This window comes from Saccharopolyspora sp. NPDC045941 (assembly GCF_056431445.1).
The window spans coordinates 21,935-37,015 of sequence record NZ_JBWKKU010000055.1; the positions used below are offsets into that span (position 1 = coordinate 21,935).

Consider the following 15,081-nt stretch of genomic DNA (forward strand, 5'->3'; position numbering starts at 1 on the left):
ATCATTTAGTACGAGATTCAACTATTTCCACGAACGATTCTGCCCTGCGAGTTGTTCCCGCCGAAGGCCCGGCCGCCCCGACGGGACGCACATCACAGGCGGCCCGACACACCGCCGCATGTCGGAACGCAGGGGCCCGGGCTCGGTCGTGGGTGCTGCGTAAGATGCGCGCCGTGGCTTCCCCCGGTCTTGAGGTGTCTGACGCCCGGCAGGTCCTGCAGCGCGTGTTCGGTTACGACTGCTTCCGCGGTTCCCAGCAGGAGATCGTCGACCACGTGATCGGCGGCGGCGATGCGCTGGTGCTGATGCCCACCGGCGGCGGCAAGTCGCTCTGCTACCAGATCCCGTCGCTGGTGCGGCCCGGCGTGGGCGTCGTCATCTCGCCGCTGATCGCCCTGATGCAGGACCAGGTGGACGCGCTCAACGAGCTCGGCGTGCGGGCGGGCTTCCTCAACTCGACGCAGAACTACGAGCAGCGCCGCCAGACCGAGGCCGCGTTCGCCTCCGGCGAGCTCGACCTGCTCTACCTGGCGCCGGAGCGGCTTCGGCTGGATTCGACGCTGGACCTGCTCGGCCGCGGCGGGGTCTCGGTGTTCGCCATCGACGAGGCGCACTGCGTGGCGCAGTGGGGCCACGACTTCCGCCCCGACTACCTGGCGCTCTCGGTGCTGCACGAGCGCTGGCCCGCGGTGCCGCGCATCGCGCTGACCGCCACCGCCACCCAGGCGACCCGCCGCGAGATCGCGACCCGGCTGGAGCTGACCGAGGCCCGGCACTTCGTCGCCGACTTCGATCGCCCGAACATCCAGTACCGCATCGCGCCGAAGAACGATCCGCGGAAGCAGCTGCTGCAGCTGCTGCGCACCGAGCACGCCGGGGACGCGGGCATCGTGTACCGGCTCTCCCGCGCCGAGGTGGAGCGGACCGCGGAGTTCCTGGTGGCCAACGGGATCGACGCGCTGCCCTACCACGCCGGCCTGGACAAGGAGGTTCGCGCCGCGCACCAGTCCCGGTTCCTGCGCGAGGACGGCCTGGTCATGGTCGCCACCATCGCCTTCGGCATGGGCATCGACAAGCCCGACGTGCGCTTCGTCGCGCACCTCGACCTGCCGAAGTCGGTCGAGGGCTACTACCAGGAGACCGGTCGCGCGGGCCGCGACGGGCAGCCGTCGACGGCCTGGATGGCCTACGGCCTGCAGGACGTGGTGCAGCAACGCAAGCTGATCGAGCTCTCCGAGGGCGACGACGCGCACCGCCGGACGCTGTCCCGGCACCTGGACGCGATGCTGGCGCTGTGCGAGACCGTCGAGTGCCGCCGCACGCAGCTGCTCGCCTACTTCGGCCAGGACGCCGCGATGGCCTGCCAGAACTGCGACACGTGCCTGGCGCCGCCGGAATCGTGGGACGGCACGGTCGCCGCGCAGAAACTGCTGTCGACCGTGGTGCGGCTGGACCGCGAGCGCAACCAGAAGTTCGGCGCGGGCCAGGTCATCGACATCCTGCGCGGCAAGAAGACCGCGAAGATCGAGCAGTTCCGGCACGACTCGCTGAGCGTGTTCGGCGTCGGCGCCGACCTGAGCGACAACGAGTGGCGCGGCGTGATCCGCCAGCTGCTGGCCCAGCGCCTGCTCTCCGTGGAGGGCGACTACGGCACGCTGGTGCTCACCGAGTCCAGCGGCGAGGTCCTGCGCCGCGAGGACCCGCGGCAGGTGCTGCTGCGCACCGAGCCCAAGCGCGCCGCCGCGTCGACCGCCAAGTCCAAGACGTCCAAGCAGGCCGCGCAGGACATGCCGCCGGAGGCGGAGCCGGTCTTCCAGCGACTGCGGGCCTGGCGCGCGGCCACCGCCCGCGAGGAGAACAAGGCGCCGTTCATCATCTTCCACGACTCGACGCTCCGCCAGATCGCGGCGGCCCAACCGTCCACTCTGGACGAACTGGCGGGGATCAGCGGGGTCGGCGAGCAGAAGCTCGCCAAGTACGGCCAGGCCGTCCTCGACGCCCTGGCCGACGAGTGATCCTCAGGAAGCGAGTCGCCACCGGAGCGGCCCTGGGCTTCGTCGTAGGCGAAGCCCAGGGCCTAGTCTCGTGTGCAGGTAGTCGCGCGCTTCCTCGCGGCCGGACATCGCCGAGCGCTCCAGCAGCTCGGCCATCAGCACGCGCAGCTGCTCGCGCTGCTCGTCGTCCGGTTCCCGCTGCGGCGCCTCGGCGCTCGCTCCTCCTGGCGGGCGTCGACGTCGTCGAGCCACTGACGCAGCCCGTCGGCGACCGCCCGCTCCAGGGTCCGGAACCCGCGCTCGAAGTCCTCGCCGCCCGGCAGCTCGCGGACCAGGCCCAGCCCGGTGCGCGCGACGTCGCGGCCGGCTCGCTCCGCCCAGCCGGCTAGGACACCGAGCACGTCCGGCTTCGGCTCCTCCGTCACTGCCGCCCCGTCCTGGCCCGCTCGCGGAGGACGTTCTTCTGCAGCTTGCCGGTGGACGTCTTGGGGAGGTCGCCGAAGACGATCCGCTTCGGCGCCTTGAAGCGCGCGATGCGGGCGCGGACGAAGTCGATCAGGTCGGCCTCGGCGGCGGTCGCCGCGTCGCGCAGGGTCACGTAGGCGATCGGGACCTCGCCCCACTTCGGGTCCGGGGCGCCGACCACGGCCGCTTCGAGGACGTCCGGGTGCGCGGTGAGCGCGTTCTCCACCTCGATCGACGTGATGTTCTCGCCGCCGGAGATGATCACGTCCTTGATCCGGTCGCGCAGCTCGACGTAGCCGTCCGGATGCCGGACACCGAGGTCACCGCTGCGGAACCAGCCGTCCAGCGTGGCCGCGGCGGTCGCCGCCTCGTCCCGGTAGTAGCCGAGCATGACATCGTTGCCGCGCAGCAGGATCTCGCCGGTCGTCAGCCCGTCGGCGGGCACGTCGCGCCCCTCGGCGTCGACCACCCGCAGCGGCTCGGCGATCACGTTCGCGATGCCCTGCCGCGCGACCAGCCGGGCCCGTTCGTCGCCGGCCGCCTCGTCCCACTCCGGCTGCCACTCGCACACCACCGCCGGGCCGAAGGTCTCGGTCAGGCCGTAGAGGTGCCGGATGTCGATGCCGAGCTCGGTCATCCGCTCCAGCAGCGCGGGCCACGGCGGGGCGCCGCCGGCGAACACCCGCACCGGCCGGGGCGCCGGGCGCGCGGCCTCGGGATGGTCGGCCAGCATCGCCAGCACGGTCGGCGCGGCGCAGAAGTGCGTGACGCCGTCGGCCCGGATCGCGCGCCAGATCCCGGCGGCGTCGGCCTTGCGCAGGCAGTGGTGCACGCCCCCGGCCGCCGTCACCGCCCACGGGAAGCACCAGCCGTTGGTGTGGAACATCGGCAGCGTCCACAGGTAGCGCGAGGAAGTGTCGAGCCGCGCGTGGTAGGCCATCGCCAGCGCCTGCAAGTAGGCGCCGCGGTGGTGGTACATCACGCCCTTCGGGCGCCCGGTCGTCCCGCTGGTGTAGTTGATCGACAGCAGCGACCGCTCATCGGCGACCTCGACCCGGTGCGGCTCGGCGGCGTCGCGGAGCTCGTCGTACCGGTCGGAGTCGATCACCGGGAGGCCCGCGCCGGATTCGTCGAGCACCCGCCGGTACTCGGAGTCCACAATGGCCAGCCGCGCGCCGCTGTGCTCCAGGATGTAGCCGATCTCGGACGCGGCCAGGCGGGTGTTCAGCGCGACCAGCACCGCACCGGCCAGCGGCACCCCGTAATGCGCCTCCAGCAGCACGTGCGTGTTGGGCGACAGGACCGCGACGCGGTCGCCCGGCCGAACCCCTTGCGCGGCAAGCATTCCCGCGAGCCGCTGGGCCCGGTCCCAGAACTGCGCGTAGGTGTAGCGCTGCGTTCCGTCGACGACCGCCGGGCGATCGGCGAACACCGCCGCCGCGCGCTCCAAAAAGGACACTGGCGACAGTTCCCGAAACGCGATACCGCTCACCACGCGCCCCTCCCGCCCGGCTCCCGGAACACTCGGCACCGGGCCACCATGATCCCGGCGCTGGGTGACCGGAGCATAACCACATCGCCCCGGCAAAAGCGAGAGTCCGCGCACCTCACCCGGCCGGGCGGGCGCCCGGCGGGCTCAGAAGGCGAAGCCGCCGGGCTTGCCGTTGCGGTCGGCCAGCAGGCCCGCGAGGGTCGCGATGGCGATCTCCGGCGGCGTGCGGGAGCCGATGTTCAGTCCGATCGGCCGGTGCACCCGCTCGATCTCGGCATCCGGGACGCCGAGCTCCCGGAGAGCGGCCACGTGCGGCCCGGCGTGGCGCGGGTTGCCCATGACGCCCACCCAGCGGACGTCGTGCTTGAGCACGTCGCGCAGCAGCGGGCCGAGTTCCGGGCGGTGGTGGTCGGTCACCACGACGTCCACCTCCGGGCCCAGCACCGGCACCGCCGGGACCGCATCGGCCCCGGCCCGCTCGGCGTCCGGTTCGACCAGGATCGTCCGGAAACCGAGGTCCCGGCCGTAGCGCAGCAGCAATTCCGCCACCGGCGAGGCGAACACCGCCACCAGCACGCGGCCACCGGACGACGCCGACGGGACTTCACCGTGCGCCACCGCGCACGCAGCATCCTCGGTCATCAGCCCAGTGTGCCAGCCGCGCCCGGCCGGGACCACACCCCCAGTCGGTCCAATGTGGACTTCAGACGCGGGTGGCGGTGGCCAGCCAGGCGGCCAGGTCGACGAGCGCGCCGTCCTCGACGGCGAGCGCCTCGGCCGGCTCGCCCAGCGCGACGCCCCGGTAGCGGCTCAGCCGGACCTCTTCCAGCCGCCAGCCCTCGCCAGCGAATGCCTCGCGGATCGCCGACTCGGGAATGCGCGGGCCGAAGCCGGGCTCGACGTCGGCCAGCGCCAGGACGTGCACGGTCGCGCCAGGCCGGCACACGCCGTGCAAGCTGTGCACGTACTTCGCCCGGTCCTCCGGACCGAACACGTGGAACAGCGCGCTGTCCACGACGGTGTCGTACGGCCCTCCGGTCAGCTGCAGCGCATCGGCGACGTCGAAGCGGGCGGCGACGTGCTGCGCGGCGGCGTTGGCCCGGGCGTGCTCGATCGCCGGGCGCGAGAAGTCCACGCCGCGGACGTCGTAACCCAGCTTGGTGAGCAGGATCGTGTGCTCCCCCGCGCCGCAGCCGGGATCGAGCACCGCGCCCCGGATGCCACCGGCCTGCTCCAGCCCGACGATGGCCGGCTGCGGCTCGCCGATCACCCACGGAGCGCTGTTCTCCTCGTAGGCGGAGTCGAACACCGTGCGTTCCACCGAAGTCCCCATGCCACACCCCTTCGAAGCCGTCGATCTGCTGAAGACAGCTTCGAACTTCGACCTAGCTCGAAGTCAATTCCCCATCGCTGGAGTCTTCGCCGCCGGCGCCTCGCCAGGCGGGGGCTCCGGCGACTTCGCGCGCGGCAGGGCGACGATGAGCGCCGCGACCAGCAGCGTCGCCACGCCCGCGACCACCAGGCTCAGGTGCAGGCCGGCGGTGAAACCGGCGCCGAACAGGCCGTCCGCGCCGCCGCTGGACATGGCCCGCTGCGCGGCCGGTCCGCCGATGCCATCGGCCAGCACCGCGACTCCCCGGGCGGTGACGAGCATGCCCAGGAACGCGATGCCCAGGGCGGCGCCCGCCTGGCGCAGCGCGTTGACCGTCGCTGCCGCGATGCCCGAGCGATGCGGGGCCACTGCCGACATCGCGGCCGCATTGGTAGCGGCGATCGCCAGCCCCATCCCGCTGCCCAGCACCGCGAACAGCACGCCGATGACCAGGTACGACGTATCCGGGCGGAAGACCAGCATCGCCAGCAGCGCGGCACCGGTGACGGCGTAGCCGACGAACATCGGAACCCGGTGCCCGCGGCGGCCCACCCACCTGCCGGACACGACCGTGCCCAGCGCGATCGCCAGCGAGTACGGCACGAACTGCAACCCGGCCGCGGTGGCGCCCGCACCCCGCACCTGCTGCAGGAACAGGGAGAACAGGTAGAAGCAGCCGTAGGACCCGAAGCCGATGACGAACGAGGCCGCAGTGGTGACGGCGAACTGCCGCTGCCGGAACAGCCCGACCGGCAACATCGGATTCGGGCTGCGAGCCTCCACGACGATGAACGCCGCGAGGCTGCCGAGCCCCACCAGCAGCGGCAGCAGCACTCCGGCCGAGCCCCAGGAAGCCTGCGCGCTCTCGATCACCGCGTAGGCCACGCCCGCGAGGCCGGACACGGCCAGCACCTGGCCCAGCGGGTCGGTGGCCGCGTGCTCGGGGCTGGCCGATTCCCGGATGCCGCGCAATCCCAGCACCAGCGCGACCACGGCCAGCGGCAGGTTGATCAGGAACAGCGCGGGCCAGCCGAAGCGGTCGGTGAGCAGCCCGCCCACCAGCGGGCCCAGCACCGTCGCCAAACCGCTGAAACCGCCCCAGATCCCGATCATGCGGGCCCGCGCGGCCGGGTCCGGGTATGCGTGGGTCAGCAGGGACAGCGCGCCCGGCGTCAGCACGGAAGCGCCCGCGCCCTGCACCAGCCGGCCCGCGATCAGCAGTTCGATCGTCGGGGCGAACGCGCACCAGGCCGAACCGGCGGTGAAGATGGCCAGGCCGACGAGGAAGACCTTCTTGCGCCCGAACCTGTCCCCCAGCGCACCGCCGGTGAGCATGAACGCCGACAGGCACAACGTGTAGCCGTCGACGACCCACTGGGCGCCGGTCGCCGTCGCACCCAGTCCCGCCTGGATCGCGGGCAGTGCGACGTTCACGATGCTCATGTCGAGCAGGGCCATGAACGTCGCGAGGAAAACCGACGCGAGCAACCTGGAACCTCCCGTTGATCGGCGGGCGTTCGCCCGCAGGGAAGATCACGATGCGTGCTCAAGTCGGCTTGAGGTCAAATGGTCGGGTGAGCGAGGACCTGACTCCCATCGGGGTGGCCGCCGAGCGGTGCGGGCTGGCGGTGTCGGCACTGCGCTACTGGGAGGAACGCGGTCTGATCCGTTCGGCGCGCAACAGTTCCGGGCACCGCTGCTACGACGCGGGCCAGCTGCGCCGCATCGCGCTGGTCCGGATCCTGCGGGACACCTGCATGCTCCGGCTCGACGAGATCGCGGTGATCCTGCACGGCAATGCGCCCGAACGGCGCTGGCAGGAGGTCGTGGAGCAGCGGATGGCCGCGATCCGCGCCGAGCAGGAGCGGCTGGCCAGGGCCGAGCGGTGCCTGGGGCCGTTCCTGACCTGCACCCGGGACCACCCGGCCGAGGAATGCCCGTGCCTGCGCGACGAGATCGACCGGCAGCTCGACGAGGGCGCCTGGACTTCCGATCCGCTGTGGACCGAGATCGCCTAGGTGCCCGCGGCGAAGTCCAAGCGGCTCCGGTCGTAGTCGAGGATCTCCACGAACCACGCCCGCGGCTGCGCCGGGTCGGTGATCGCCCGCCACACCTCCTTCCGCGGATGCGCGGGCCGGCGCTCGAAGCGCAGCTCCGGCCGTCGTCGAGCTACCGCAGCTCGTCGTTCATCCGTCCCCATCAGTGCATATTCCGTCAGGTAAATATTCCAAATGAACCATATAAGCCGCGAACGGATGCGGCGAGTGGTGACGCGCGCCACTTGTGGGACTGGTTGGAATTACCCGGACCCGACTGACGTTGGTTGATAGCAACGGACTCAAGTAGATGGCGGCGGAAGCCAGCAACACCGTCGCGAGGAGGTTAGGAATGGCGACGTTCTTCGGACCGGCAGGCGGCCCGTTCGACGAGTACTTCGCGCGCTTCTTCGGTGCCGACGACGCTGCGCCCGGCTCGCGCCGGATCGACATCACCGAGCTGATGACCGAGCAGGCGCAACAGCTGCTGAGCGGGGCCGCGCGCTTCGCCCGCGACCGCGGGCAGACCGACCTGGATGCGCTGCACCTGCTGTGGTCGGCCGCGCACGAGACCCCGACGCGCGAGCAGCTGGCGCAGCTCGGCGTGGACACCGACACCTTCGCCGCGCAGATCGAGGAGCACCTCCCGGCTGCCGGCGAAGCCGCCGGCGACCGGCCGGTGACGCTGACGCTGGCGGCCCGGACGGTGCTCGCCGACGCGCACCGGGTGGCCCGCGCGCTCGGCTCCACCTACATCGGCCCGCACCACGTCCTGCTCGCCATGTCGGCGAGCCCGGACTCCGAGACCGGGCGGCTGCTCGGCTCCGCAGGCGCCGGGCCCGAGCAGTTGCGCGCCGCGAGCCAGCGGCCCCGCGCCGAGCAGGAGGCGCCGCCCAAGGACAGCGACACGCCCACGCTCGACCAGTACGGCCGGGACCTCACCGCCCGTGCCCGCGACGGCGAGCTGGACCCGGTGATCGGCCGCGCCGACGAGATCGAGCAAACCGTCGAGATCCTGTCCCGCCGCACCAAGAACAACCCGGTGCTCGTCGGCGAGGCCGGCGTCGGCAAGACCGCGATCGTGGAGGGCCTGGCCCAGCGCATCGCGGCCGGGAACGTGCCGCGGGTGCTGACCGGCAAGCGCGTGATCCAGCTGGACCTGTCCGGGATGCTGGCCGGCACCCGGTACCGCGGCGACTTCGAGGAGCGGATGACCAAGGTCATCGACGAGATCTCGCAGCACCGCGGCGAGCTGATCGTGTTCATCGACGAGCTGCACACCGTCGTCGGCGCCGGCGGCGCCGAGGGCGCGATGGACGCGGGCAACATGCTCAAGCCCCGGCTGGCTCGCGGCGAACTGCACGTGGTCGGCGCGACGACGCTGGACGAGTACCGCAAGCACATCGAGAAGGACCCGGCCCTGGAACGCCGCTTCCAGCCGGTCCAGGTGCCGGAGCCGAGCGTGCCGGACACCGTCTCGATCCTGCAGGGCCTGCGCGAGCACTACGAGGCGCACCACCAGGTCCGCTACACCGAGGACGCGGTGGAGGCCGCGGCCCGGCTGTCCGACCAGTACATCAACGACCGGTTCCTGCCGGACAAGGCGATCGACCTGATCGACCAGGCCGGCGCGCGCAAGCGGCTGTCGGCGGCACCGGACGGCGCCGAGCTGCGCAGCCGCATCGAGCGGCTGGAGCAGGAGAAGGACGCGGCGGTCGCCGCGGAGGACTACGAGCGGGCCTCGGCGTTGCGCGACGAGATCGGCAAGGCGCAGGGCGAGCTCGGCGACGCCGGCGAGGCCGTTGTCCTGGAGGTCACGGCCGAGGACATCGCCGAGGTCGTCGCGCGGGCGACCGGGGTGCCGGTCAGCCGCCTGACCGCCGCCGAGAAGGTCCGGCTGCAGGGGCTGGAGCAGGAGCTGCACGAGCGCGTGGTCGGCCAGGACGACGCGGTGCGGGCGCTGGCCCGCGCGGTGCGGCGGTCGCGCAGCGGACTGGGCGACCCCGACCGGCCGGTCGGCAGCTTCCTGTTCCTCGGTCCGACCGGCGTCGGCAAGACCGAGCTGGCCAAGGCGCTGGCCGAGTCGCTGTTCGGCGACGAGCAGCGGATGGTGCGGCTGGACATGAGCGAGTTCCAGGAGCGGCACACGGCCAGCCGTCTCGTCGGCGCGCCTCCCGGCTACGTCGGGCACGGCGAGGCCGGTGAGCTGACCGAGGCGGTGCGGCGGCACCCGTACTCGGTGATCCTGCTGGACGAGGTCGAGAAGGCTCACCCGGACGTGTTCAACACGCTGCTGCAGGTGCTCGACGACGGCCGCCTGACCGATGGCCAGGGCCGCACCGTCGACTTCACCAACACGGTGCTGATCATGACGAGCAACCTCGGCTCGGAGGTCATCTCCAGCGCCGGCGGCAAGATCGGCTTCACCGCCGGGGACGCCGACCCGGCACTGGACGAGCGGATCATGCCGCGGCTGCGCGAGGCGTTCCGGCCGGAATTCCTCAACCGCATCAACGAGATCGTGGTCTTCAAGCGGCTCGACGGCGAGCAGCTGCACACGATCACCCGGATGCTGCTGGAGCAGACCGTGCGCCGGCTGCAGGCGATGGGCATCGGCGTCGAGTTCGACGAGGCGGCGGTGGCCTGGATCGCCGAGCGCGGCTACCGGCCCGAGTTCGGGGCCCGGCCGTTGCGGCGGGCGATCGAGCGGGAGGTCGACGACCGGATCAGCGACCTGATCCTGGACGGCGAACTGGCCGAGGGAGCCCGGCTGCGGGTGTCCGCGGCCGACGGCGAGCTGACCCTCCAGATCGGCGAGCCGGCCGCGGCAGCAGCCTGATCAGGCAGAACCCGGGGGCGGGCGCGACGAGCGCCCGCCCCCGTCCTCGTATCCGCTGGCGGCGTCCGGTGGGAAGGACCGACCTCCTCAGCCGGTCAGTCGGTCCCCGGCAGCACCGATCGCACGGCTTCCGGGGTCCGGGCGACGACCGTGGTGCCGTCGTCGGCCGTGATGATCGGGCGCTGGATGAGCTTCGGGTTCGCCACCAGCGCTTCGATCCACCGGTCCCGGTCCGACGGCTCCCGGCCCCAGGTTTTCAGGTCGAGTTCCTTCGCCACCGGCTCGGCCGTCCGGGCGATGTCCCACGGCTCCAGCCCGAGCCGGTCCAGCACCTCGGCCAGCTCCGCGGCCGTCGGCGGCTCGTCGAGGTACCGGCGCACGGTGTACTCCGCGCCCGCCTCGTCCAGCAGCGACACCGCCGAACGGCATTTCGAACATGCCGGATTGACCCAGATCTCCATCGGAAGCTCCCTGCCGCGACGACTGCGGACACAGGCTATCCGCAGGGACCGGCAACCGTGCCAATGGACCCTTCACAGCGGAGGACATCGTTGCAATACTTGTTCAACGAGGCGGATGAACCGTTGGAGGTGGCCATGCTACCGAGGGACGAGCGGCGCCGCCTGAGGGAGATCGAGCAGCAGCTCATCGGTGACGACCCCAAGTTGGCCCGCCGCTTGACGGAGACCAGCGCGTGGCGGCGGATCTGGGCCCTGATGTCGCCGCGGATGACGCTGGTGGTGTTCGCGGCGCTCGTCGCCGTGGTGTGCCTCTTCCTCGGCGAGGGCGGCGGCGTGCTGTCCGCCGGGGCGCTGGCCGCGATCGTGTTCTTCTCCCGCACCTGGCACGTCCGGCTCGAATGAGCAGCCGGCTCCGATCACCATCCACAGTGGCCGGACGATGACCATCGCGCTCCCGGACGCCCGGCGTTCCCGATCCGTGGGAGCCTTTCACTCGTCATTGACTCCTCCGCCGGCCGGCTGACAGCATCGTGATCGTGTCCGGACGCTTCGCGTTGACCTGGCGCCTGCACGTCGATCTGCGACGGCAGGCCAGTTCCGCATGTCGTCCCTGCTGACCTCTTCGCGCTGATCCCCGCCCTCGCCGGGCCGCTTCGCGCTGCCCGCCGGCGTGCCACTCCCCCCGCAACGATGGAGCAATCGACCGTGCGTCGTCGTGAATTCCTTGCTGCCCTTGCCCTTTCCGCCACCTCCGCCGGGCTGCTCAGCGCCTGCGCGAGCGGCCGCGGCGACCCGGCCCAGGCGCCGGTGCCCGCGCCGGTCGACGCCGGGCAGCTGGCGCGGGTGACCCTGCGCGTCGGCGACCAGAAGGGCAATTCCCGTTCCCTGCTGCGGTCGGCCGGCCTGGACGACTTCCCGTACACCGTGCAGTGGGCGACCTTCCCGTCCGGCCCGCCGCTGCTGGAAGCCGTGTCGGCGGACGCCATCGACCTCGGCGGCGTCGGCAACACTCCGCCGCTGTTCGCCGCCGCGGCCGGGGCGAAGATCAAGATCATCGCCGCGTCGAAGGGCAACGTCGCGAGCGATGCCCTGGTGGTGCTGCCGGACTCCCCGCTGCGGGGCCGCGATCAGCTCCGGGGCCGCAAGATCGCGGTCGCCAAGGGCAGTTCGGCGCACGGCCAGATCCTCCTGACGCTGCGCGCGGCCGGGCTCACGCCCGACGACGTCGAGCTCGTGTTCCTGCAGCCCTCCGACGCGCTCGGCGCGTTCAAGCAGGGCGCCGTGGACGCGTGGGCGATCTGGGACCCGTACTACTCGCAGATCCAGCTGGAATCGGGCGCCAGGACGATCGCCGACGGGCAGGGCACCGCCAACGGCCTGAGCTTCCAGGTCGCCGGCACGGCCGCGCTGGCCGATGCGGGCCGCAACACCGCCATCGCCGACTACCTGGTGCGACTGGCGAAGGCGCAGCGCTTCGCCGACGGCAACCGCGAGCAGCGCGCGCAGGCGTGGTCGGCGGACACCGGACTGCCGATCGAGGTGACGCGGCGCGCCACCGGACTGGGACCGGACGTGCCGGTCGCGCTGGACGACGCGGTGATCCGCTCGGAGCAGGAACTCGCGGACGCGTTCGTGACGGCCAAGGAGATCCCGCGCCGCTTCGAGTTCGCCGAATTCGTCGACACCCGCTTCGCCGCCGCCTGACCCACCGGGAGAACAACGCATGAGTAGCCCTGTGTCAACCCGAGTCCTCCTCAACCGCGCCTCAGGGGAACGTGACGCAAACCAGCCACAAGAAACTGCGAAACGCGAGACTGAGCCGGACGCAGCCACAACTGTGAATCGCGGAGAGGCGGAACTGGCATGAGCGTCACCACGCACTGGTTCCTGCCCACCCACGGCGACGGACGGTCCATCGTGGACAGACCGCACGTCACCCCGACCGGCGCCGACACGCCGCGCCAGCCGGACATCGACTACCTGGCGCAGGTCGCGCAGGCCGCCGAGCACCTCGGGTTCACCGGGATGCTCACCCCCACCGGCAGCTGGTGCCAGGACGCCTGGGTCACCACCGCGGCACTGCTCGCCCGCACCCGGCGCATCAAGTTCCTGGTCGCGTTCCGGCCCGGCGCGCTGACGCCGACCCTGGCCGCCCAGCTCGCCGCCACCTACCAGCGGGTCTCCGGCGGGCGGCTGCTGCTGAACATCGTCACCGGCGGCGAATCCGTCGAGCAGCAGCGCTTCGGCGACTGGCTGGACCACGACCAGCGGTACGCGCGCACCGACGAGTTCCTCGCCGTGCTGCGCGGCATCTTCGCCGGTGAGCCGTTCGACTTCGACGGCGAGCACTACCAGATCCGCGGCGCCGTCGCGTTCGAGAAGCCGGACCCGCAGCCGCCGCTGTACTTCGGCGGCTCCTCCGACGCCGCCCTGCCGGTGGCCGCGCGCCGCGCGGACGTGCACCTGACCTGGGGCGAGCCGCCGGGCGCGGTGGCCCAGAAGGTGCAGCGGCTGCGCGAGCTCGCCGCCGAGGAAGGCCGCACCCTGCGCTTCGGCATCCGCGCGCACATCATCACCCGGGACACCAGCGCCGAGGCCTGGGCCACCGCGCAGAAGTTCGTGGACCAGATGGACCCCGCCGACGTGGCTGCTTCCCAGGCGAAGTTCGCGGCGACCGAATCCACCGGCCAGCGCAGCATGGCCGCCCTGCACGGCGGCGTGCTGCGCAGCGACGCGCGGGAGCTGGAGATCCACCCGGGCCTGTGGGCGGGCATGGGGCTGCTGCGCGGTGGCGCGGGCACCGCGTTCGTCGGCAGCCACGCCGAGGTCGCGGACCTGATCGAGGAGTACCACGCGGTGGGCATCGAGGAGTTCGTGCTCTCCGGCTATCCGCACCTGGAAGAGGCCTACTGGTTCGGCGAAGGGGTGCACCCGGAACTGGCCCGCCGCGGCCTGCTGCCCCCGGCCGGAACCCCCGCTCCGGAACTGGTGACCACCCGGTGACCGAGCCGCAATTTCCATTGAAATCGCGGGAGTAGTCCACAACCTCCGGCGTGTCGTGCTGCCGACACGCCGGAGATCCGCAATTTCAATGGAAATCGAGGGTCTGATTTCCATTGAAATTGCGGCCGGGTCGGTGTCTTGCGCGGCGGGGTCGGGCGAGTCATCATGGCGGGGGTAATTTTGGACCGAAGCGGTCCGAAATGATCCGGGCGCCGCGCAGAGGAGGCAGCGTTGACGGGCTCCGCAGGACGCCGGCCGGTGATCGCCGGCCTGGGCATGACCGAGCTGGGCAAGGTCTACGGCCGCACCGCGGGGCAGTTCGCCGCCGACGCCGTCCGCCTCGCGGTCGCCGACGCCGGCCTCGAACTGTCCGATGTGGACGGCATTCTCGCCAACTCCGGGGTCTCCGGCGGCGTCGACATCTGGACGCTGCAGCAGGAACTCCAGGTCCGCGACCTCCGGCTGCTGACCGAGATGCAGGCGTTCGGCTCGTCGGCCGGCTCGATGCTCGCCTACGCCTCGATGGCCGTGCAGGCCGGCATGGCCGACAACGTGGTGTGCGTGTTCGCCGACGCGCCCCGCCTGCCCGACAAGGGCAGCGCCGCGGCCTACACCGGGCGGCGCAAGGCCACCGGCTTCGAAGGCCTGCTCGGCGCGAGCGGGCTGACCAGCGTGAACGCCATGTACGCGCAGGCCGCCCGGCGGCACATGAACGCCTACGGCACCACCTCCGAGCAGCTCGGCGCGATCGCCGTGGCGCAGCGGGCGTGGGCCGCGCGGAACCCGCTGGCGCAGATGCGGGAGCCCATCACGCTTGCCGACCACCAGGAATCGCGGATGATCGCCGATCCGCTGCGGCTGCTGGACTGCTGCCTGGTCAGCAACGGCGGCATCGCGATCCTCGTGACCTCCGCCGACCGCGCCGCCGACCTGCGGCAACCGCCCGTGCACGTGCTCGGCTTCGCGCAGTCGCACCCCAACTACCCGGCCGCGCGCGGCAGCGAGTTCGGCCTGCGCAGCGGCGCGGCGCAGGCCGGCCCGGCGGCGCTGAAGATGGCCGGCGCGTCCATCGCCGACGTCGACGTCCTCGAACTGTACGACTGCTACACCTTCACCGTGCTGATCACGTTGGAGGACTACGGTTTCTGCGCCAAGGGCGAGGGCGGCGAGTTCGTCGCCTCCGGCGCGCTGGCGCCCGGCGGGACGCTGCCGGTCAATACCGGCGGCGGCCAGCTGTCCGCCTACTACATGTGGGGCATGACGCCGCTGTCCGAGGCGGTGATCCAGGCCCGCGGCCACGGCGGCGAGCGGCAGGCGCCGCGCAACGACGTGGTCATGGTCAGCGGCAACGGCGGCATCCTGGCGCACCACTCCACGACCGTGCTCAGCCCGAACGCCCCCAGCTGACCCGGGAGGACC

At 71.8% G+C, this 15,081-nt stretch carries 14 protein-coding genes; 7 read left to right on the forward strand and 7 right to left on the reverse strand.

Features of this window, described 5'->3' with window-relative positions; genetic code table 11:
* The first annotated feature begins 164 nt into the window (after window positions 1–164).
* A complete protein-coding gene (gene recQ, locus AC07FN_RS33600) occupies window positions 165–2,015 on the forward strand; it encodes a DNA helicase RecQ (RefSeq protein ID WP_478399235.1) in 1,851 nt (616 codons plus the stop codon).
* 134 nt (window positions 2,016–2,149) lie between these two features.
* On the opposite strand, the gene AC07FN_RS33605 is transcribed toward recQ, so the two are convergent.
* The 5 genes from AC07FN_RS33605 to AC07FN_RS33625 form a co-directional block, all read right to left on the reverse strand.
* Entirely contained in the window at window positions 2,150–2,419 is a 270-nt protein-coding gene (locus AC07FN_RS33605; RefSeq protein ID WP_478399236.1) for a hypothetical protein, read from the reverse strand.
* The gene (locus AC07FN_RS33610) at window positions 2,416–3,951 is read right to left on the reverse strand and encodes an acyl--CoA ligase family protein (protein WP_478399237.1); all 1,536 of its coding nucleotides are present in this window, start codon (window positions 3,949–3,951) and stop codon (window positions 2,416–2,418) included. The genes AC07FN_RS33605 and AC07FN_RS33610 overlap by 4 nt, the downstream gene beginning before the upstream one ends.
* A 144-nt stretch (window positions 3,952–4,095) precedes the next feature.
* Window positions 4,096–4,593, reverse strand: a complete 498-nt coding sequence (locus AC07FN_RS33615; RefSeq protein WP_478399238.1) for an XdhC family protein — start codon at window positions 4,591–4,593, stop codon at window positions 4,096–4,098.
* Between the two features lie 61 nt (window positions 4,594–4,654).
* On the reverse strand, window positions 4,655–5,284 hold the full coding sequence (locus tag AC07FN_RS33620) for a class I SAM-dependent methyltransferase (protein WP_478399239.1): 630 nt from the start codon (window positions 5,282–5,284) through the stop codon (window positions 4,655–4,657).
* Between the two features lie 63 nt (window positions 5,285–5,347).
* A complete protein-coding gene (locus tag AC07FN_RS33625) occupies window positions 5,348–6,811 on the reverse strand; it encodes an MFS transporter (protein ID WP_478399240.1) in 1,464 nt (487 codons plus the stop codon).
* An 86-nt stretch (window positions 6,812–6,897) separates the two neighbouring features.
* On the opposite strand from AC07FN_RS33625, the gene AC07FN_RS33630 reads away from it, so the two are divergent.
* On the forward strand, window positions 6,898–7,341 hold the full coding sequence (locus AC07FN_RS33630) for a MerR family transcriptional regulator (protein WP_478399241.1): 444 nt from the start codon (window positions 6,898–6,900) through the stop codon (window positions 7,339–7,341).
* On the opposite strand, the gene AC07FN_RS33635 is transcribed toward AC07FN_RS33630, so the two are convergent.
* Window positions 7,338–7,523 (reverse strand): SRPBCC family protein, encoded by a 186-nt coding sequence (locus AC07FN_RS33635; RefSeq protein ID WP_478399242.1) that lies wholly within the window; start codon window positions 7,521–7,523, stop codon window positions 7,338–7,340. The two genes, AC07FN_RS33630 and AC07FN_RS33635, sit on opposite strands and share 4 nt — an antisense overlap.
* Window positions 7,524–7,711: 188 nt before the next feature.
* Here AC07FN_RS33635 and AC07FN_RS33640 point away from each other — a divergent pair, with 188 nt between their 5' ends.
* Window positions 7,712–10,198 (forward strand): ATP-dependent Clp protease ATP-binding subunit, encoded by a 2,487-nt coding sequence (locus tag AC07FN_RS33640; RefSeq protein ID WP_478399243.1) that lies wholly within the window; start codon window positions 7,712–7,714, stop codon window positions 10,196–10,198.
* Between the two features lie 95 nt (window positions 10,199–10,293).
* On the opposite strand, the gene AC07FN_RS33645 is transcribed toward AC07FN_RS33640, so the two are convergent.
* Window positions 10,294–10,659, reverse strand: a complete 366-nt coding sequence (locus AC07FN_RS33645; RefSeq protein WP_452613009.1) for an arsenate reductase family protein — start codon at window positions 10,657–10,659, stop codon at window positions 10,294–10,296.
* Window positions 10,660–10,794: 135 nt separating this feature from the next.
* Between AC07FN_RS33645 and AC07FN_RS33650 the strand changes: the two genes are divergently transcribed.
* The 4 genes from AC07FN_RS33650 to AC07FN_RS33665 all read left to right on the forward strand — a co-directional run bounded on the left by AC07FN_RS33650 (window position 10,795) and on the right by AC07FN_RS33665 (window position 15,069).
* Window positions 10,795–11,061 carry a DUF3040 domain-containing protein gene (locus AC07FN_RS33650; protein ID WP_478399244.1) on the forward strand — a complete coding sequence of 89 codons (267 nt, stop codon included), beginning with the start codon at window positions 10,795–10,797 and terminating at the stop codon, window positions 11,059–11,061.
* 303 nt (window positions 11,062–11,364) lie between these two features.
* Window positions 11,365–12,363: an ABC transporter substrate-binding protein gene (locus tag AC07FN_RS33655; RefSeq protein ID WP_478399245.1), complete on the forward strand. Its 999-nt coding sequence runs from the start codon at window positions 11,365–11,367 to the stop codon at window positions 12,361–12,363.
* A gap of 159 nt (window positions 12,364–12,522) precedes the next feature.
* Complete coding sequence (locus AC07FN_RS33660) at window positions 12,523–13,662, forward strand: LLM class flavin-dependent oxidoreductase (RefSeq protein ID WP_478399246.1); 1,140 nt, start codon at window positions 12,523–12,525, stop codon at window positions 13,660–13,662.
* Between the two features lie 231 nt (window positions 13,663–13,893).
* The gene (locus tag AC07FN_RS33665; protein ID WP_478399247.1) at window positions 13,894–15,069 is read left to right on the forward strand and encodes a thiolase family protein; all 1,176 of its coding nucleotides are present in this window, start codon (window positions 13,894–13,896) and stop codon (window positions 15,067–15,069) included.
* Window positions 15,070–15,081 lie beyond the last annotated feature (12 nt).

Excerpts from the sequence above, each read along its gene's own strand:
- recQ (WP_478399235.1), top strand. The coding sequence starts at position 165 with ATGCGCGCCGTGGCTTCCCCCGGTCTTGAGGTGTCTGACGCCCGGCAG.
- AC07FN_RS33615 (WP_478399238.1), bottom strand. The coding sequence starts at position 4,593 with ATGACCGAGGATGCTGCGTGCGCGGTGGCGCACGGTGAAGTCCCGTCG.
- AC07FN_RS33620 (WP_478399239.1), bottom strand. The coding sequence starts at position 5,284 with ATGGGGACTTCGGTGGAACGCACGGTGTTCGACTCCGCCTACGAGGAG.
- AC07FN_RS33635 (WP_478399242.1), bottom strand. The coding sequence starts at position 7,523 with ATGGGGACGGATGAACGACGAGCTGCGGTAGCTCGACGACGGCCGGAG.
- AC07FN_RS33640 (WP_478399243.1), top strand. The coding sequence starts at position 7,712 with ATGGCGACGTTCTTCGGACCGGCAGGCGGCCCGTTCGACGAGTACTTC.
- AC07FN_RS33645 (WP_452613009.1), bottom strand. The coding sequence starts at position 10,659 with ATGGAGATCTGGGTCAATCCGGCATGTTCGAAATGCCGTTCGGCGGTG.
- AC07FN_RS33650 (WP_478399244.1), top strand. The coding sequence starts at position 10,795 with ATGCTACCGAGGGACGAGCGGCGCCGCCTGAGGGAGATCGAGCAGCAG.
- AC07FN_RS33660 (WP_478399246.1), top strand. The coding sequence starts at position 12,523 with ATGAGCGTCACCACGCACTGGTTCCTGCCCACCCACGGCGACGGACGG.